Annotated in this window: 17 protein-coding genes; 11 read left to right on the forward strand and 6 right to left on the reverse strand. The window is 57.7% G+C overall.

The genetic code is table 11. The features are described 5' to 3' along the window. Position 1 precedes the first annotated feature (1 nt). Both AC3B6F_RS14840 and AC3B6F_RS14845 read left to right on the forward strand, forming a co-directional pair. Positions 2-706, forward strand: a complete 705-nt coding sequence (locus AC3B6F_RS14840; RefSeq protein WP_489824928.1) for a pirin family protein — start codon at positions 2-4, stop codon at positions 704-706. A gap of 132 nt (positions 707-838) precedes the next feature. Next, positions 839-1,198: a YidB family protein gene (locus tag AC3B6F_RS14845; protein ID WP_010500982.1), complete on the forward strand. Its 360-nt coding sequence runs from the start codon at positions 839-841 to the stop codon at positions 1,196-1,198. Between the two features lie 51 nt (positions 1,199-1,249). On the opposite strand, the gene AC3B6F_RS14850 is transcribed toward AC3B6F_RS14845, so the two are convergent. Beyond that, positions 1,250-2,245, reverse strand: coding sequence for an EAL domain-containing protein (locus AC3B6F_RS14850; RefSeq protein ID WP_415573213.1), 996 nt, complete (start codon positions 2,243-2,245; stop codon positions 1,250-1,252). 229 nt (positions 2,246-2,474) lie between these two features. Between AC3B6F_RS14850 and AC3B6F_RS14855 the strand changes: the two genes are divergently transcribed. Continuing rightward, on the forward strand, positions 2,475-3,761 hold the full coding sequence (locus AC3B6F_RS14855; protein ID WP_489824929.1) for an MFS transporter: 1,287 nt from the start codon (positions 2,475-2,477) through the stop codon (positions 3,759-3,761). Here the strand turns inward: AC3B6F_RS14855 and AC3B6F_RS14860 are convergent. The 3 genes from AC3B6F_RS14860 to AC3B6F_RS14870 form a co-directional block, all read right to left on the reverse strand. Continuing rightward, positions 3,758-5,365 carry an NAD(P)/FAD-dependent oxidoreductase gene (locus AC3B6F_RS14860; protein ID WP_489824930.1) on the reverse strand — a complete coding sequence of 536 codons (1,608 nt, stop codon included), beginning with the start codon at positions 5,363-5,365 and terminating at the stop codon, positions 3,758-3,760. The two genes, AC3B6F_RS14855 and AC3B6F_RS14860, sit on opposite strands and share 4 nt — an antisense overlap. Beyond that, a complete protein-coding gene (locus AC3B6F_RS14865) occupies positions 5,362-5,979 on the reverse strand; it encodes a TIGR00645 family protein (protein ID WP_062017526.1) in 618 nt (205 codons plus the stop codon). The genes AC3B6F_RS14860 and AC3B6F_RS14865 overlap by 4 nt, the downstream gene beginning before the upstream one ends. A gap of 87 nt (positions 5,980-6,066) precedes the next feature. Continuing rightward, a complete protein-coding gene (locus tag AC3B6F_RS14870; protein WP_489824931.1) occupies positions 6,067-7,419 on the reverse strand; it encodes a lipopolysaccharide biosynthesis protein in 1,353 nt (450 codons plus the stop codon). Between the two features lie 45 nt (positions 7,420-7,464). On the opposite strand from AC3B6F_RS14870, the gene AC3B6F_RS14875 reads away from it, so the two are divergent. Further along, a complete protein-coding gene (locus AC3B6F_RS14875) occupies positions 7,465-8,577 on the forward strand; it encodes a hypothetical protein (RefSeq protein ID WP_426065770.1) in 1,113 nt (370 codons plus the stop codon). Between the two features lie 75 nt (positions 8,578-8,652). Here AC3B6F_RS14875 and AC3B6F_RS14880 read toward each other — a convergent pair whose 3' ends face one another. Further along, the gene (locus tag AC3B6F_RS14880; protein WP_489824932.1) at positions 8,653-9,234 is read right to left on the reverse strand and encodes a DJ-1/PfpI family protein; all 582 of its coding nucleotides are present in this window, start codon (positions 9,232-9,234) and stop codon (positions 8,653-8,655) included. A gap of 167 nt (positions 9,235-9,401) precedes the next feature. On the opposite strand from AC3B6F_RS14880, the gene AC3B6F_RS14885 reads away from it, so the two are divergent. Genes AC3B6F_RS14885 through AC3B6F_RS14895 form a run of 3 tightly spaced genes read left to right on the forward strand, consistent with a single transcriptional unit; the run spans position 9,402 to position 11,988 of the window. Further along, on the forward strand, positions 9,402-10,370 hold the full coding sequence (locus AC3B6F_RS14885) for an ABC transporter ATP-binding protein (protein ID WP_489824933.1): 969 nt from the start codon (positions 9,402-9,404) through the stop codon (positions 10,368-10,370). Beyond that, complete coding sequence (locus AC3B6F_RS14890) at positions 10,367-11,191, forward strand: ABC transporter permease (RefSeq protein WP_489824934.1); 825 nt, start codon at positions 10,367-10,369, stop codon at positions 11,189-11,191. Before AC3B6F_RS14885 ends, AC3B6F_RS14890 begins: the two co-directional genes overlap by 4 nt. Next, a complete protein-coding gene (locus tag AC3B6F_RS14895) occupies positions 11,188-11,988 on the forward strand; it encodes an ABC transporter permease (RefSeq protein ID WP_489824935.1) in 801 nt (266 codons plus the stop codon). Before AC3B6F_RS14890 ends, AC3B6F_RS14895 begins: the two co-directional genes overlap by 4 nt. A gap of 2 nt (positions 11,989-11,990) precedes the next feature. On the opposite strand, the gene AC3B6F_RS14900 is transcribed toward AC3B6F_RS14895, so the two are convergent. Next, entirely contained in the window at positions 11,991-12,572 is a 582-nt protein-coding gene (locus AC3B6F_RS14900) for a DUF805 domain-containing protein (protein WP_062017514.1), read from the reverse strand. Between the two features lie 220 nt (positions 12,573-12,792). Between AC3B6F_RS14900 and AC3B6F_RS14905 the strand changes: the two genes are divergently transcribed. The 4 genes from AC3B6F_RS14905 (at position 12,793) to AC3B6F_RS14920 (ending at position 17,733) form a co-directional block, all read left to right on the forward strand. After that, complete coding sequence (locus AC3B6F_RS14905) at positions 12,793-13,842, forward strand: cation diffusion facilitator family transporter (RefSeq protein WP_010500959.1); 1,050 nt, start codon at positions 12,793-12,795, stop codon at positions 13,840-13,842. An 8-nt stretch (positions 13,843-13,850) separates the two neighbouring features. Beyond that, positions 13,851-14,744, forward strand: a complete 894-nt coding sequence (locus tag AC3B6F_RS14910) for a cation diffusion facilitator family transporter (protein ID WP_010500957.1) — start codon at positions 13,851-13,853, stop codon at positions 14,742-14,744. 18 nt (positions 14,745-14,762) lie between these two features. Next, the gene (locus AC3B6F_RS14915; protein WP_489824936.1) at positions 14,763-16,124 is read left to right on the forward strand and encodes an L-serine ammonia-lyase; all 1,362 of its coding nucleotides are present in this window, start codon (positions 14,763-14,765) and stop codon (positions 16,122-16,124) included. Between the two features lie 154 nt (positions 16,125-16,278). Next, on the forward strand, positions 16,279-17,733 hold the full coding sequence (locus tag AC3B6F_RS14920) for a chloride channel protein (protein ID WP_489824937.1): 1,455 nt from the start codon (positions 16,279-16,281) through the stop codon (positions 17,731-17,733). The last annotated feature ends 12 nt before the right edge of the window (positions 17,734-17,745 follow it).

Below are 17,745 nucleotides of genomic sequence, written 5' to 3' on the forward strand. Positions count from 1 at the left end.
CATGCTCGACATCAGACCTTTTTCTTCGCTTGGACATGCCAACCATGGCTGGCTGGATGCCCGGCACCACTTCTCATTCGCTGGCTACATGGATCGTCACCGCATGCACTGGGGGCGCCTGCGTGTGTGGAACGACGACCGGATCGAGGGTGGCACCGGCTTTGGTGCCCATCCTCACAAGGACATGGAAATCATCACCTATGTCCGCACGGGCGCTATTTCCCACGAAGACAGCCTGGGAAACAAAGGGCGCACAGAAGCTGGCGATGTTCAGGTCATGTCCGCAGGCAGCGGGATCACCCATGCGGAGTTCAACAAGGAAACCGAGGACACCACGCTGTTCCAGATCTGGATCATTCCCAATGAACCAGGAGGAACGCCAGGCTGGGGAACAAGACCCTTCCCGAAAGACGCGCGTAACGGACGGTTCGTCACGCTCGCATCCGGTTTCGAATATGACGATGCGCTACCGATCCGGGCCGAAGCCCGCGTCCTTGGTGCTACTCTGAAAGCAGGCGAGACAGTGACGTTCGAGACGCGACGGGAGAATTTCTCCTATCTCGTACCCGCAACCGGCAGTCTGGAGATTGACGGTCAGAGTGTCGCAACACGGGATGGCGCAGCCCTGACCGACGTGGAACGCATTGTTATTACGGCCAAAGAAGATGCTGAAATTGTTCTGGTCGAAAGCGGCCCTCTGGACTGACGCAAAAAGGGAGGAAACATCACGCGAAGGTGTTTCCGCCCTGTGAGACTGAACCAGACTTCATGCGTTGTCAGTGCAGGGCCAAGTCCCTCCGGATGCGGCCAGTCCCTCCCTTGTTGAGGAGTACAGGTCATGACCACCACCGTTAAAACCAAAGGCGAAAAAGAAACCTCCCTGTTCGTTCGCTTCGGCGACTGGCTCAGCAATGCCAGTATGGACAGGTCAGGCCTAACGGAAGTCACCATCCGCTTGATGCGTGATGACTGTCATCTTGCAACGCGCGTCAGTGAAATCCACAACACTGAAGCCAATCCCCTCACACCGCAGGAAGTTGAAGTCCTGATGGGCGAGAAGCACCTGAAGTACATTGCTGACCAGACCGGACAGTCGCTTGAAGCCATTGAGGATGCCCTGACGGAGGTCCTGCCCATGCTGGGCAATCTCCTCCGAGTCGATCCTGAACGTCTGTTTCAGTATCAGTGTAAAATCTGACGCAAGTGCATGTCGTGTCAGCAGGGTGAGACATCCTGCTGACACTGTCCGTCATAACCCCTCTGCCGTCCGACTCATCCGGCGGCGGCGTGTACGCCCTTCTGTTCCTGCAAAACGCTCTGCAATCTGCGCCGTCGTTTCTGCGGGTAGAAGAGCCAGGCCAGAGGCCTCTACACAACCGTTTTTCTGCACGAAATCCAGTTGTGCTGGTGTATCGACGCCTGTAGCGCGAACATGCAGGTCAAGGGTTCTCACTGCGTCAAGCGCAGCCCGGAAGAATGCCACAGCTCCCTCGTCCAGTTCCGGTACATCTCCCTTCAGAGACCATGAGAGCGTGGACGCTGACAGAACAGACGTATCGAACTGCACCCCATCCAAAAGGCCACTGATGGCCCGGTCTCGCAGGAGTGTCAGGCTGGAAGGGGCAATCCCGAAGCCATTGGTAAAGATCTGCACCCCTCGGTCCCGAAGTGACGCAAGCGTACAGCATACTTCTCGCTCGCTCTGGGCAATACCGCTTTCCTGAAAAACCAGATCCAGACGGGAAACAGGGAAACCGGTCTGGTCCAGAACGTCATTCAACCGCTTGTTGAAAGCAACATCCGGCGCCTGATCGTCTTCAAGAGAGACCATCAGTCGCATGTCGTCGGGCCATGTCGCTGCCTGGGCACAAGCGGTCTGAAGGAGTTCAAGGTCGAACTCCCGCTGCTGCTGATCCAGTGACTTTCGACGACTGCGACGCACTGTCCTTCGGGGAATAGCCAGCCATAACTGGCTCATGTCCACCTGTGCGCCAATCAATTTTTCCATCCCCCCACGCGCACTGGCAAGTCTGGGAAGCCACCTTAACGGAGGCAGCGCACTTTTTTGACGGGCCCGGCGACTGCGCAAGGTCGTAGCAAACATTCCTGCACTTGGCGGAGGGACAGCCCCTACAGGGCTACCGCTTTGCAGTCTGGTCCTTCCGGTTTCTTTTGCCCCCTCCAGAGCACGAGGCGCTGCCGTCCCGTAACTGACCTCCTGTCCCATGTCATCCAATTCGGACATCTCCTGTTCTATCCAGACAGGAAAATGACGCCAGACCCCTAATTTTCCCTTAACAGCCTGCGTTTTCTCCTCACTTTGCCGTGTGATTTCAGTGAATCCTGCTGGAACTGTAGGGGCTCATTCTTCGTTCGCGCAATCAGGACGAATCTGCTACCGATTTATCCCTGCGGATTTTCCGTGCCACTTCCATTAAGCGTGCAGGTTCAATCTGCCTGTCAGGACATTGTTGATGACGGACGCCTCTTCCCGCTCCGCCCCGAACACGTCTTCCCGCAGTTCTCTCAAGGCCCTCCTCCCCTATTGGCAAGTCACGTTCGCCTCTTTTCTGGGATGGTTTCTGGACGCCTTCGATCAGACATCGCTGATGTTCACACTGCCAGACATCGCCCATGAATTCGGATGCACCATCAGCGCTCTGGGCATGATTCTGACGGCCCAATCCATTGGCCGTGCGATTGGCAATACAAGCTGGGGCTGGCTGGCGGATCGCTACGGGCGCCGTCTGGCGTTCATGCTGGGTGTCGTCTGGTTTGGTGTATTTTCCGCCATGACGGGCCTGTCTCATGGATTGCTAATGCTTGGCATTGTGCAATTCCTGTTTGGGATCGGCTTTGGTGGCGAATGGACAGCCTCCGCAGCCCTTCTGATGGAAAGCGTTCCAGCATGGACGCGACCCATGGCGTCCGCGCTCATGATGTCCGGCTATGAAGTCGGTTATTTTGCTGCTGCCGGAGCACAGGCGTTGATCCTGCCGCATTATGGCTGGCGGATGCTGTTTTTCATCGGATTGGCCCCGGCCCTTCTGGCGATCTTCATTCGGCTCGGCGTGAAAGAAAGTCCGGTCTGGCTTCGCAATCGTGCGGAGCGGGCAGCGGGGCAGGCCCGAACACCAACGCAGCCTGTACCAAAGGTTCGGTTCCGTCTGGATGGCGCGGCCATTCAGGCCATTGCCTTCATGGGCTTTCTGGAGTTCCAGAAAGCGGCCATTTATACATTTTATCCCACCATCCTTCGCGGGTCGCATCATCTGACACCGCAGGACGTTTTCATCCCGATCACACTTTACTGCATCGGATCTTTCAGCGGGAAAATCCTTTGTGGATGGTTGGCTGAGCGCTTCGGTGATTTGAAGGTCATGCTTGGTGCGATCGCCATTGTTGTACTGACAATCTGGCCGTTCCTGAGTGCTCCGTCATGGAATATGCTGCTGACGGCTGCTTTCATCATGGGTGCTGCTGCTTCCGGGATTTTCGCACTTGTTCCCCATTATCTGGCCAAGTGCTTCCCGTCCGAAACACGCAGCTTCGGGATGGGCCTGGGTTATGCTCTTGGCTCCATCGGGCAGGGTATCGCTGGATGGATTATTCCGGGCATCGGACGGACGCCCGTTACCCTACCTCTGACGGCTGAAGCATTTGTGGTGGGATCAAGTGCCGTAACGGCGGGTATCGCCCTGCTTCAACCGAAGCATCTGCCGGGCGAGACCATGGAAGGTGACGAGGAAGCAGCGTCTTAAAGAGACGCTGCAAGCCACTCCGCTGTGCGGATGCCATCAATTCCGGCGGATAGTATACCGCCAGCATAACCCGCGCCCTCGCCGGCCGGGAACAGACCCCGCAGGGTCGGGCTTTGTCCGTCCCTGTCTCGCTGAAGACGGATGGGAGACGACGTGCGGGTTTCAACACCTGTCATGACCGCATCTTCCATCGAGAAGCCCTTCAGCTTGCGCTCGAAACGCGGCAGAGCCTCACGGATGGCTTCGCAGACGAAATCTGGCAGACACAGCGTCAGATCGGTTGGGGTCACGCCCGGCTGATAGGACGGCACCACATCGCCCAGCGTGGTGGAGGGTCGTCCCGCCAGAAAGTCACCAACCCGCTGAGCAGGAGCGCGATAATCGCTGCCACCTGCCACAAACGCTGCCTTTTCCCATTTCCGCTGAAATGCGACGCCGCCCAGAACATCATCCGGGAAGTCCTTTTCAGGCGTGACTTCCACGACAATGCCGCTGTTCGCATTCCGCTCAGCGCGGGAATACTGGCTCATGCCATTGGTCACGACCTGTCCAGTTTCAGACGTTGCCGCAACAACCTGCCCACCGGGACACATGCAGAACGAATAAACCGAACGCCCGTTGGAGGCGTGATGCACCAGCTTGTAATCCGCGGCACCAAGGATCTCATTCCCCGCATCGGAACCAAAACGGGCGGTATCAATGACGGACTGTGGATGCTCAATCCTCACACCGATCGAGAACGGCTTCGCATCCATTGCAACATCAACCTGGCGCAGCATTTCGAACGTATCGCGTGCTGAGTGTCCAACCGCGAGAATGACGCGCTCGGCTGAGAGAATTTCTCCCGTTGAAAGGTGAAGCCCGCGCAGACGACGCTCCGTGCCCTCGCCTTCCATGTCAAAACCCTCAACACGGGTTTCGAAGCGGTACTCCCCGCCCAGACGCTCGATTTCTTCACGAATGAACATGACCATCGAGACGAGACGGAACGTGCCGATATGGGGCTTGGACACGTAGAGGATTTCTTCCGGCGCACCGGCCCGAACGAACTCCTCGATAACGCGACGTCCAAGATTCCGTGGATCGGACACACCGGAATAGAGCTTGCCGTCCGAGAACGTTCCTGCCCCACCTTCACCGAACTGCACGTTGCTTTCGGGCGTCAGAACCGATTTGCGCCACAGGGCAAACGTGTCCACCGTCCGGGAACGGACATCCTTTCCGCGCTCGATGATGATTGGCTTGAGGCCGGCTTGCGCCAGTGTCAGGGCCGCCATGATTCCGCATGGTCCAGCCCCAACGACGACAGGGCGCGGCGTCCCTTCTGGCAGGGTCGCTTTGGGAAGATGATAGGTCGTGTCCGGCGTGGGACGGACATGCTGATCGCCCTCATGAGCCGTCAGAACAGCCGCTTCATCCGCAACGTCACAATCGATGCTGTACACCAGAACGATATGGCCGCGCTTGCGGGCGTCATAGCCGCGGCGGGCGATCTTGAAATCTTTAAGAGCGTCAGACGGAATGTTCAGACGCGTCAGGACTGCCTCCCGGAGCGCACCTTCCGGGTGCTCCAGCGGCAGGCGCAGTTCTGTCAGGCGGATCATGCGTCGTGCTTTTCTTTATTCTGGGCGGTTTCTGGCTGCGGGTCAGCGTGATGCGTATCCGGCGAGCCTTCCATGATGCGATCCATGACGGCCATCAGAACACCGGAAACAACAAAGGCCAGATGAATCCCGACGCTCCATTCCAGAGCACGCGTGGATGTCTCATCCACACGAATGAAATCAGCCAGAACATGGATGGCAGACATGGCAACGATGGACGCCATGAGCTTGATCTTGATGTCCCCGAACGTCACATGCCCGATCCAGGACGGGTAGTCCTCATGCTGGCGGATATCGAGACGGGAGACGAAGTTTTCGTACCCTGAGAACATGACGATCAGCAGCAGATTGGCCAGCAGGACCAGATCGATCAGATCCAGCACCCCAACAAACACGTCATCAAAATCCAGGCCTGTGGCTTTCAGGACCAGCCCAATGAGTTGCTGGAAGAACTTGAACGCCACCAGAAGCAAGCCGATCGTCAGACCGAAATACAACGGTGCCGCAATCCAGCGCGTCGCGAAAAACGCACGCTCCATGACGTGTTCCGTGCGTCTGGAAGACAGAGGTTTGTTGCCGGGCTGCTGGCCCTGCGGAGAAGAAGGAGTCGTCATGCTCCCTCTCTACGATTTTGCGCCCCGGTCCGCCAATGCCTCTTTGCTGCGAGGACTCTTTTTAACAGGAAGGCCAGAAGCTTAGTGCTATGGTCCAGACCTTGGCCCCGGCGCCGCTGAGGACGAAGATATCTGCTCGCGCCGCGCTACAGACCACCACACCGTAAAGGCAGACAGCGCCAGCCCTAAAGCCGAAGACACAAGCATGCCCAATGCAGCCCCCATAGCCCCCAGATCCGGCATCAGCAATCCCAGCCCTGCCATCAACGCAAGCGTTCTGACCACCCGAACCTGAAATGCACGACCCGCATGCCCCGTCGCGATCAGCGCCGGCTCAAAGCTCACACCAATCAGATCCAGAGACGCGGCGATACCCAGCACTAGCAGCATAGGGTAGGCGTCCAGATAACTCTGCCCGGCCACCAAACGCAGAACCGGCCTGCCCAGCGTTCCGAGCACAAGCGCAATCGTAACGCCTGCCCCCAAGGCCAGCCGCGTCGTCCGGTGCAGCAGCATTCGCACATTATCCCGGTCCTGACCGGCATGCGCGCGCGCGAGTTCTGGCAGAACAGCGCGGGAAAACATCTCGGATACCCGGGCCAGGGCCTGACTGAGCTGATAGGCCAGCCGATATTGGCCCGCATCGACTGCACCCGTTGCTATGCCGACCACCAGCACAACCAGATTATTACACCCCGTACCCATGACCGAACCCAGATTCACCATCCATGTAAATCGCCAGATACCAGGGTTTTCAGCAGGTGCACGCCAGCCTTGACGCAGATCAGCAAGAGCCAGGGACCGGGGAGCAACCCGTACGACACAGATCCAGTAAGCCAGCGCCGTCACGATATCCGCCACCGCCCAGGCCAGAAGAAAGCCCGTCACCGTGGCTCCACGAGCCACCACCACCAGTGCCCCTATGAAGCGCACCACAGGTGTTACCGCATCCGCCATTGCTCCCACACCAAAACGATCATGCAGACGCAGAAGGCCAACGGCCGTAGAGCGCACAGACAACAGCAGGACGAAACAGAAGGCCAGCGCCGCATGAGATAATCCGCTTGACCAACCCAGCAGAGGGGCAAGCAGCGTCACACCGCCCCATGCGATCAGACAGCCTGCGATGGCTTCGGTAATGTCGAGGCCGATACAGAAACCCGCCAGTCTGGCCAGCGCTCCTTCATTGCCGGCGGAGACGTGATGTACGCCATAACGGATGACGATCTGCCAAGTCTGAAAACTGACAACAGCGGCGATTGTCTGCGCAGTTCCGAAGACCAGCGTGAACTGACCAAAACCTTCGGCACCGAGGGTTCGGACGGCGAGTCCCAAGTAAATAAGACTAAGCACCGCACCAAGACCCTTGCCCGCCAAAAGCCATGCGACATTCGCTAGCGCGCGCCTCAGTAATCCTTTGTTATGTAACAGGGCAGTCAAGGATGCTGTTTTTCATTACAGAAGAAAATTATAGCTGCTGACATTATGAAAATTGCATTCCTATACATTGCCGAAGCCTACCAGTGCTATCACGGGGCGACAATCGCTTTGGAACTGGCGACCCGTCATGGTATAGATATTACGAATTATTACAACGATCCGGAAACGCCCCACCACCTTGAGCGTGTGCGTCTGGCCGCGGGGGCTCCTGCAGCGCCCTGTCTCCCACTACATCGATCCAAATTCACGACCCTGATGCAGTCGATCCGGTCTTTGGGCATGTTCAAAAATCTGGTCCTGCGTGACAATGTGGCGGAACTGAATCATTATGACGCAATTGTCACGGTCGAGGATACTGTGGCGTCTGCCCGATCGCTGGGAATTACGCACCCCCGCCTGATCTACGGCCCCCATGGCTGCGGTGATCGCGCGCGCGGTTTCACAGACGAAGTGCGGGCTTTCGATTACGTTTTGCTTCCAGGCGAAAAATCCGCACGACGGATGCTGAAAAGCGGCCTGATCCAGCCAGACAATCACACAGTCATCGGGTCTGTGAAGCTCGAAACCTGCGCGATGCTACATCGTGCGGATGGCCCTCTTTTCAGCATTCCTCGACCAACAGTCCTCTACAACGCGCATAAAGCGCGTGGTCTGTCATCATGGGGGCGATTCATTGAACCAATGCTTGAACTGTTTGGAAGACAATCCACATTCAATCTGATCGTGGCGCCGCACACCAAGATGTTCCGTCGCCGCAGTCATGCGGTACGCAAGCGGTGGAATACACGCACCACGCCCGGTATTCTAATTGATACCGGCTCGGATCGCTGCGTTGATATGACTTATACTTCCGCCGCCGACATTTATGTCGGGGACGTCAGCAGTCAGGTCTATGAATTCCTTATCACGCCCCGCCCCTGCGTCTTCTTGAACGCTCACGGAATCGACTGGCGCAACAATCCCGACTTCGCCCACTGGCACCTTGGAGACGTGGTGGATGATCCGAAGGATCTGATGGCCATCATCCACGCCGCCCCCGCACGCCACGCCATCTATCGCGATCGACAGGTGGAGATGGCGAGCCGTTCTCTGGGAAATCGTTCACCAGGCGCTGCACGACGGGGCGCGGATGCGATTCTTGATTTCATCCGGTCATGAAAATCCGCCGCGAGTAACATCTCCCATTCGGGGAGAAAGCAGCCTTTCGCGGCGGACAACCTGGTCGGGTAAAAATCAGATTTCGATCTTCGTGCCCAGAACCTTCAGGAACTGGCCAATCCAAGCCGGGTGCGCTGGCCAAGCAGGGGCTGTCACCAGCTTGCCGTCCGTCACAGCACCATCAATCGCAATCGCCTGATAGTCTGCACCTGCCAGGATCATTTCAGCACGACAGGCCGGATAAGCAGAAACCTTGCGACCGGAAATGACATTGGCCGCGGCGAGAAGCTGCGGGCCGTGACAGACAGCGGCAATTGGCTTGTCAGCCGTCACGAAAGCCCGGATCAGATCCAGCACGCTCTCATCAGTGCCGAGTTGTTCAGGCGCACGACCGCCCGGAATGACCAGCGCATCGTAATCCTCCGCTCTCGTGCCCGCATAGGTGGCGTTGAGCGTAAAGTTGTGACCGCGCTTTTCGGTATAGGTCTGATGGCCTTCGAAATCGTGGATGGCCGTCGCCACCTGCTCTCCAGCCTTCTTGCCCGGCGACACCACGTCCACCTTGTGTCCAACCATCAGCAGCATTTGAAAGGGCACCATGATTTCGTAATCTTCAACGAAATCGCCTGCGAGCATTAGAATACGTTTACTGGCCATGAGATCATCCTGGCGATTAGGGGTCAAAAGACAGCGTCCCTCTTACCGTATGCTGAAGGACTATAGGTAATTAGATAACGACACACAGTCCTGCCACCCACTTGCCGGAGAGGCAAAGCTGCCTCAGAACTGTTAGTGATATTGCCTGTCAGGGACCGCGTTCATCCATGAAGACTGCCGCCGCGATCGAGGTTCGGGACCTCCGCAAGACGTATCAGGTCCGCGATGGCGGAAGCTGGCGTGGAAAGACGCGTGAAATCACGGCGCTGGACGGCATTTCCTTCACGGTTCCGGCTGGTGAAATTGCCGGGTTTATCGGTCCGAACGGGGCAGGAAAATCTACGGCCATCAAGATCCTGTCCGGTATTCTGCGCCCGACATCCGGCACGGTACGCGTGGGGAATCTGGTTCCGTGGGAGAACCGGATTGCCCATGTCGCTCGCATTGGCGTCGTGTTCGGTCAGCGGACGCAGTTGTGGTGGGATCTGTCGGTTGCGGAAGGACTGGCACTTCTGCGCGATATTTACAGCGTGGAGCCGGAGCGGTTTAGGCGAAACCGGGACCGTCTGGCGGAGGCACTGGACCTGAATGGAATCATGGATCAGTCCGTCCGGCAGTTGTCACTGGGGCAGCGGATGCGAGCTGAGATCGCTGCGGCTCTGATCCATGATCCGGATGTGGTCATTCTCGATGAGCCGACGATTGGGCTGGATGCACCGTCCAAACTGGCAGTCCGTGCTTTTGTGCGGGACTTGCGGCGAGAACGGGGCACGACGGTTCTGCTCACCACCCATGACATGCACGACATTGAAGCCTTGGCAGACCGGGTTATCGTCATTGGGCATGGCCGTATTCTGGCAGACAGCCCGTTTGAGGCGCTTCAAGCGACAACACTGTCCGAGCGTATTCTGGAAGCGGATTTCACGGGCCCTCCGCCGGAACTGTTTCTGCCAGACGGCGCAGTGGAAACCGAGCGCGGAACACGCAGCGTGACCATCACGTTTGATCCGCAACTCCTCCCCGCTCCGGCTCTTGTTGCGCACCTCTCCACATTCCCGGATCTGGGAGATCTGCGGATCGGCCGCCCGGCGATTGAGGAGATCATCACACGCTTCTACGCGGATCATGCCTCGTGACGATCCGCCCGTATGTGACGTCTTTCGTCCTGCAATGGAAAATTGGGCTGCGGTATCGCCTCGCCGTTCTGGCGGGGCTTGTGGCGCAGATGTGGTTCGGGGCGATCTCGCTGATGGCCTATGCCGCCGTGTATCACCATGCACCGGACGTGAATGCGCCGATGACGCTGCGTCAGGCCATGACCTACACCTGGATTCAGCAGTCTTTTTTCACGCTGCTCCCGCTTGGCTGCCTCCCCGCGATTGGCGAAGCCGCAAAAAGTGGGGCCATTGTCTATGATCTGCTTCGCCCGGTGGATCTGTGGAACTGGTGGCTCTCTGCTTCCCTTGCCCGTCTGTTGGGTAATGCGATTCCCCGCGCCGTTCTTCTGGCTGTCGTCGCCGGCCCTTTGGCCGCACTCGTTGGCCTGAACGGGTGGAGCCTCGCCCCGCCTGCGTCTTTTGAGGCTGCCCTTCTGGCGCTGGTATCTTTTATTCTGGGGGCCTTCATTTCAGCCAGCATCGTGATGTGGTGGAACATCATCGCTGCTCGCACCCTGTCGCCCCTTGGCACCTATGCCGTGGGAACCCCTCTGGCTGTCCTGATGTCCGGCATGTTGCTGCCACTTCCGCTCTATCCGGACTGGGCCCGCGAACTGCTCCTCCTCCAGCCCTTCGCGGGTATTTCGGATATTCCGATCCGGCTTTACATGGGTATGCCCATTCCGGGGGGCGTTGTGGCCGCTCTGGGAATCCAGTGTTTCTGGCTGCTGGCCCTGACCATGATCGGGCGTTTCTGGATGAATCGCACCGTGTCGAGGATGGAGGTTCAGGGCGCATGAATGCCTTTACGCTCTATCGCCGGATGGCTGGTGCCTCGATCAAGGCACAGCTTCGCTATCCCGGAACCTTTGCTCTTCAGCTTGTCGGCAATTTCGTCACGACGCTGCTGAGTTTCTTCGGCATCTGGAGCCTGTTCCACCGTTTTGGCAGTATTGCGGGCTGGGATATTGGAGCGGTCGCCGTTCTTTATGGGCTGGTGAACGTCTCTTTTTCAGTGGCCGAAACGCTTGGTCGTGGCTTTGATGTGTTCGGCAGCGAATACGTCAAGACCGGCTCATTTGACCGGCTTTTGCTTCGCCCACGCTCAACGCTGGTTCTTCTACTCGGGCATGAACTGCGCCTCAGGCCGATCGGTCGCTTTCTGCAAGGAGCGTTCGTGTTGGGGGCAGGTTTCTGGCTCTCGCCTCATGTGTCGTGGAATACAGTCTGGCTTCTGCCCTGGGCCGTGGCAGGCGGAGCTGTGATGTTTCTCGGTATCCTGATCGGGCAGGCCGCGCTGTGTTTCATCACAGTAGAAGGGCTGGAGGTTGTAAACGTGCTGACCTATGGCGGCGTGGAAGCCGGACAGTACCCGATTACCATGTTCGCCCGCTGGCTGCGGCGTTTCCTGACATGGGCCCTTCCGCTCTCTGCCGTTTGCTACTACCCGGCCCTCGCGATGCTGAACCATCCCGACCCGCTGGGGATGCCGCTCTGGTTCGGTCTGCTGTCCCCCGCTATGGGCTTCGTTTTTCTTGCCCTCATGCTGCTGTGGTGGCGGCGGGGGGTCGCGGGATATGTGTCCAGCGGGAGTTGAGACTATTTGGCGGGATAGCCCCATTTGTTGATACGCGGATTGGTATCGAAACACATCATGATCAGCAGGGGGATTGTTCCGATGACTGTAAGGTACAGCAGCGTCCACCAGCCTGAACGATTGATGTCATGCAACCGTCTGACAGACACGCTGAGATCCACGACAAACAGATAAAGCCACGCGAGGGAAATCGCGATCTCCAGCAGGCCGACACTAATCCCGCTGCTGTGCCTCAAGTCACCGGAAATCAGGGAAAACAAGCCGGAACAGACAATTCCGAAGATCCTGAAGTACCAATATTCCTTCCGGCGGGAGCGCCCCTGAAAATCCGTTACCCGACGGAAACAAGCCTGAATGGCCTCTTTGAAAGACATATCCGCTGCGGGTGCGAATTGCCCTGCGCGAACATCCAGAAACACGTTATTGGCCATTGTCCCCCAAGGCTCGAAATCAACGCGCTGCCCCTTCTCAGGCGCCAGAGTGTCCCGCCAGTTTATTTTCGAAAATGAGTACCGAACGTCCTGATCATTCAGGATCACACCTTCACCTGTCAGATTATCAAAACCGAGGACGGTACCCTTCATGAACACTCTCCGTGCAAGTCCCCTCTGCGGACATGCAGGGTGTGACATTCCATGTGTTACGGAACGACACATTCGTGTCCAGTCATGATGATCCGAGACAGCCGCCGCCCTGCCCGACAGAAGGTCACTCAACGCCTCTCGCACCGTTGCCAGATCATTGCTTGGGTTGAAGCATGGACATGCAGTATGATCTTCGGATCAGCCACAGACCTGCCCGGACATGACCACAGAATCCCATCACGCCTGTTCGCATGACCATGCAGATCATGCCCACGATCACTCGCACGGGCACGAGCACACACATGAGCATAGCCATGACGGACACGACCATGATCATGGATCCTGTGATGGACATAACCACGGCTTCGGGTTCGGGCATCAGCATGTTCATGCCCCCGCAAGCTTCGGCCGGGCATTCGCCATCGGGATCGCCCTGAACACGGTTTACGTCATTGCCGAAGCGCTATGGGGTGTCTGGGCGCATTCCCTGTCTCTGCTGGCAGACGCCGGACACAACCTGTCCGATATTCTGGGTCTGGGAGCAGCCTGGCTCGCGGAAAGTCTGGCCCGACGTGCACCGACGACCCGCTTTACCTATGGCCTCCGCCGATCAACCATTCTGGCCGCCTTGGCAAACGCCACGATCCTGCTTCTGGTGACAGGCGGGATCATCTGGGAATCTGTTGTCAGGCTTTTTGTTCACGGGCCGGTTGAAGGCATGACCGTCAGTTGGGTGGCGCTTGTAGGAATTGCGGTCAATGCCGTTACGGCGCTTCTTTTCATGAAGGGCGCCTCCAATGATCTCAATATCCGCGGGGCCTTCCTCCATATGGCTTCGGATGCCATGATGTCCTTCGCCGTGGTTATTGCGGGGCTGCTGATTGTCTGGACGGGCTTCCAGATCATTGACCCGATCGTCAGTCTGGTCGTTTCCGCGTCCATCATCATGGCAACGTGGTCTCTGCTCAAAGGCGCAGTCTCCCTGTCTCTGGATGGTGTGCCAGCAGGCATTACGCCCGAAGAGGTTCAAAATGCCCTGCTTGCTGTTCCGGGTGTCTGTGGGCTGCATCATCTGCACATCTGGCCCATGAGCACCACGGAGACGGCCCTGACCGTGCATCTTCTGCGTGAAGAGGCCGCATCCCAGACCTCTGAACAGATCATCACACAGGCAAGCGTGATTTTGCGGGAGAAGTTTGGTATCTCCCATCCCACGTTCCAGATCGAGAGCCCTCCAGTGTCCTGCGATCTTCAACAGGCCTGCTGTTAAGGACCTTCATGCCTTCGACCCGTATCAAGATTGCCCGCGCTTCCATCGGGGTGAGCGTGGTGGTTCTGGCCATCAAATACGCAGCATTCTGGGTTTCCGGTTCCGAGGCCCTGCTGTCAGATGCCATTGAAACGATCCTGAACGTCATTGCTGCTGCAGGAACACTCTGGGCTCTGTCCATCGCAGCACTCCCCGCAGACGACAATCACCCTTACGGCCACGGCAAGGCAGAATATCTGTCTGCTGTCATTGAGGGTGTTCTGGTTGTTCTGACCGCACTCGGCATCATGGTTATTGCCGTACACGACTGGATGCACCCCACGCCGGTTCATGCGCCATTTCAGGGTGTTGCGCTGAACGCACTGGCCGGAATCGTTAATCTGGTCTGGGCGCGCATTCTCATTGGTTTTGGCCGGAAAAATTCCTCTCAGGCCCTCCTGGCGGCGGGTGAGCATGTCCAGTCCGATGTTTGGGCAACGGTCGCTCTTGTTATTGGTGTGTCGCTGATTCCGCTGGTGAAGTGGGACCGTCTGGATGCTGTACTGTCAGCGCTGGTGGCTCTGAACGTGCTTCGTGCCGGTTTCTCGATGATGAGCATTTCAATGTCCGGCCTGATGGATGAAACGCCGGGCGCTGACACGGTTGAGACCGTCAAAAGCATTATCTCCGTCAGCGGAACAGGAGCGCTGGAAGCGCATGACCTACGGATGCGCAAGGTTGGCGTCCTGCATTTCGTGGAATTTCACCTCGTGGTCCCCAGCGAAATGAGTGTTCATGACGCCCATGAAATCTGCGACAGCATTGAAGCGGCCCTGCGTGAAGAACTCGGACGCGCTTCCATTCACATTCACGTCGAACCCGCAGACAAAGCCAAACATTCCGGCGTTCTGGTGCTGTCCTGAGCGTCGGAGCTTTCTGATATGATCAGCCTTTTTGACCTCTTCCGTATCGGGCTCGGCCCGTCCTCGTCCCATACGGTTGGTCCCATGCGAGCCGGACTGGCCTTTGTGCAGAACCTGCTCGCAGATACGCCCGTGTCCCGCATTCAGGTCACACTGTATGGCTCCCTTGCCTGGACAGGTGTTGGTCATGCAACAGATACCGCCGTACTTCTGGGTCTCGAAGGCTGGTTGCCAGACGACATTGCACCGGATCACGCACGCCACGTCATTGAAACGATCCAGTCCACCAAGCGCCTGACCGTGAATGGACACACAATCCCTTTCGACCCGGCATCAGATGTCGTGTTCGATTATGAAACCGTTCCCCCGGTTCATCCGAACACTCTGCAATTCGAAGCTTTCGATGATACGGACACCGTTATCTCCTGCGAGCGATATTGCTCCATCGGTGGTGGCTTTATTGTGCCGGAAGATACCTCTCCGGCTACGAAAGTTATTCCTCCCGTCAGCGTCCCCTATGATGTGACCTCCGGGCGCAAACTGCTGGAAGACTGTCGAGGGACGGGGCTGGGCATTGCCGGTCTTATCCGGGCCAATGAAGCAACGTTGCGGGCCGATCAGGACGTCACAGCCTATATTGATCGTATTCTCGATACGATGATGGACTGCATTGACCGTGGGCTGAAGGAAGATGGCGTCCTTCCCGGCAAACTCCATGTCAAACGTCGCGCTCCGGCCCTTTTCCGAAAGCTGGAAAATGGTGTTCGCTGGAACCAGCGTGCACCGCACGAGATCATGGACTGGGTTAGTCTTTTCGCCATTGCCGTGAATGAAGAAAATGCGGCCGGCGGCCGTGTCGTAACAGCGCCCACCAATGGTGCATCCGGCGTCATCCCTGCGGTTCTGCGCTATTATCGAGATTTCTGCCCCGGAGCCTCTCGCGAGGGAATGCGGGAGTTTCTTCTCACGGCCACTGCCATCGGTGCCCTGTTCAAGCGCAATGCCTCCATTTCCGGTGCGGAAGTCGGATGTCAGGGCGAAGTGGGCGTTGCGTGTTCCATGGCGGCGGCTGGACTTGCAGCGGCATTAGGCGCCACTCCGGACCAAGTAGAAAATGCAGCAGAGATCGGCATGGAACATCATCTGGGCATGACCTGTGATCCCGTCGGGGGTTTGGTGCAGATTCCGTGTATCGAACGAAATGCTTTTGGCGCGATCAAGGCCATCAACGCGGCGTCTCTTGCGATGCGGGGGGATGGGGTACACCATGTTTCTCTGGATCAGGTCATCCGGACGATGCGGGAGACTGGTGCTGACATGAACCACCGTTACAAGGAAACATCTCTGGGTGGTCTGGCTGTCAGTTTTCCCGAATGTTGAGCCCGGTTTTTCAGTTATTTCACTGATTTTACACTTGATCGGTTCAGACTGCTTGACCCGACGCGAAGAAGACTGGCAGGACCGGGACTGTAACGCGCGGGTCTGAACCGGGCGTATCTTCCCTTGCCCGACACTCCTTCCCGGACGTCTTCCATTGGCCGATACTTCGCCCCAAGTTCCCGACTCCGCACCCAAGCAAATACCCGCAGGGCATTTGTCCTCAAAGCACGCCCTCCGCCGCAAAGACCGCATTCATCATCTGCGCCGGTCTGCACGCGCCACGACGACACAGTGGCGCCGCACAGCCATCTACTGGATCGGTGCGGTTCTCGTCGGCGTCATTGCTGTTCTGTTTGCGCATATGGGTGATGCCGCAGCCGATCTGCGATCCAGAATTATCGCCTGGCACCCATGGGCCATGCTGCTCATTGCTCCTGCTGGTCTGGCCTTCATCACGTGGATGACCCGTACGATCTTCAAAGGTGCACAAGGGTCAGGCATTCCGCAAACAATTGCGACCCTCCACATCGACAATTACACGGTTGTAGACCGTGTTCTGTCTCTCAAGATTTCAGTCGGCAAGATCCTGCTCACCTGCCTGGGGCTGATCTGCGGGGCGTCGATTGGCCGTGAAGGCCCAAGCGTGCAGGTTGGGGCGTCCGTCATGCACGGTTTCTCCCGTCTGCTCGGACAGTCCAATATCGCAGCCAAGCGCAGTATGATCCTTGCGGGAGGCGCGGCCGGTATGGCTGCCGCGTTCAATACGCCTCTGGCAGGGATCGTCTTCGCCATTGAAGAACTGTCTCACTCCTTCGAACAGCGTACGTCCGGCCGCACACTCACGGTTGTTGTGGTTTCCGGTGTCACAGCCATCGCCCTGCTGGGCAATTACACCTATTTCGGCCATGCTGATGTGGATATTCCCGTTGGCACGGCCTGGATTGCCGTACTGACCTGCGGCATCCTTGGGGGGCTGGCCGGCGGCACCTTTGCGGCGCTTGTTATTAAAGCCTCCCGCGGCCTCCCCGGCCCTGTCGGACGCTTTGCCGGACAACGGCCGATTGCGTTTGCCGCTGCCTGCGGACTGGTTCTTGCGATTATCGGCCTGATTTCAAAAGGGACCACTTACGGCACCGGCTACGCACAGGCCCGCGCCATTTTCGCAGGGACGGAGCATTATCCGGCATCCTTCTTCCTGCTGAAATATCTGGCGATGCTGGTCTCTTACTGCTCCGGCATTCCGGGCGGGATGTTTGCGCCTTCGCTGGCCATTGGTGCCGCCATCGGGGGCTGGATCGAGCAGTTTCTGCCTCACACAACACCGGGCGCTGTCGTGCTTCTTGGCACGGTCGCCTATTTCTGTGGGGTGGCGCAGTCCCCGCTGACGGCAACAATTATTGTCATGGAAATGTGTGACAACCAGCAGGTGACGCTGGCGCTTCTAGCCACATCATTCCTGGCCTTTGGCGTCTCGCGAATGGTGTGCCCCCGCCCACTTTATACCGCGCTGGCGGATCGCTTTATGGAAGCCAATGAGCGCGCCAGTCGTCCACCGCCTCAACCTGATATTCAGTCCACCCCTGTTCAGGACGCTAAAAAAGCGCCCTGAATCAAGCCTGTT

The sequence above is a fragment of the Gluconobacter sp. ESL1110 genome, assembly GCF_058107395.1.

Excerpts from the sequence above, each read along its gene's own strand:
- AC3B6F_RS14905 (WP_010500959.1), top strand. The coding sequence starts at position 12,793 with ATGACCACAGAATCCCATCACGCCTGTTCGCATGACCATGCAGATCAT.
- AC3B6F_RS14915 (WP_489824936.1), top strand. The coding sequence starts at position 14,763 with ATGATCAGCCTTTTTGACCTCTTCCGTATCGGGCTCGGCCCGTCCTCG.
- AC3B6F_RS14860 (WP_489824930.1), bottom strand. The coding sequence starts at position 5,365 with ATGATCCGCCTGACAGAACTGCGCCTGCCGCTGGAGCACCCGGAAGGT.
- AC3B6F_RS14865 (WP_062017526.1), bottom strand. The coding sequence starts at position 5,979 with ATGACGACTCCTTCTTCTCCGCAGGGCCAGCAGCCCGGCAACAAACCT.
- AC3B6F_RS14885 (WP_489824933.1), top strand. The coding sequence starts at position 9,402 with ATGAAGACTGCCGCCGCGATCGAGGTTCGGGACCTCCGCAAGACGTAT.
- AC3B6F_RS14895 (WP_489824935.1), top strand. The coding sequence starts at position 11,188 with ATGAATGCCTTTACGCTCTATCGCCGGATGGCTGGTGCCTCGATCAAG.
- AC3B6F_RS14845 (WP_010500982.1), top strand. The coding sequence starts at position 839 with ATGACCACCACCGTTAAAACCAAAGGCGAAAAAGAAACCTCCCTGTTC.
- AC3B6F_RS14850 (WP_415573213.1), bottom strand. The coding sequence starts at position 2,245 with ATGTCCGAATTGGATGACATGGGACAGGAGGTCAGTTACGGGACGGCA.
- AC3B6F_RS14910 (WP_010500957.1), top strand. The coding sequence starts at position 13,851 with ATGCCTTCGACCCGTATCAAGATTGCCCGCGCTTCCATCGGGGTGAGC.
- AC3B6F_RS14840 (WP_489824928.1), top strand. The coding sequence starts at position 2 with ATGCTCGACATCAGACCTTTTTCTTCGCTTGGACATGCCAACCATGGC.
- AC3B6F_RS14855 (WP_489824929.1), top strand. The coding sequence starts at position 2,475 with ATGACGGACGCCTCTTCCCGCTCCGCCCCGAACACGTCTTCCCGCAGT.
- AC3B6F_RS14900 (WP_062017514.1), bottom strand. The coding sequence starts at position 12,572 with ATGAAGGGTACCGTCCTCGGTTTTGATAATCTGACAGGTGAAGGTGTG.
- AC3B6F_RS14880 (WP_489824932.1), bottom strand. The coding sequence starts at position 9,234 with ATGGCCAGTAAACGTATTCTAATGCTCGCAGGCGATTTCGTTGAAGAT.
- AC3B6F_RS14875 (WP_426065770.1), top strand. The coding sequence starts at position 7,465 with ATGAAAATTGCATTCCTATACATTGCCGAAGCCTACCAGTGCTATCAC.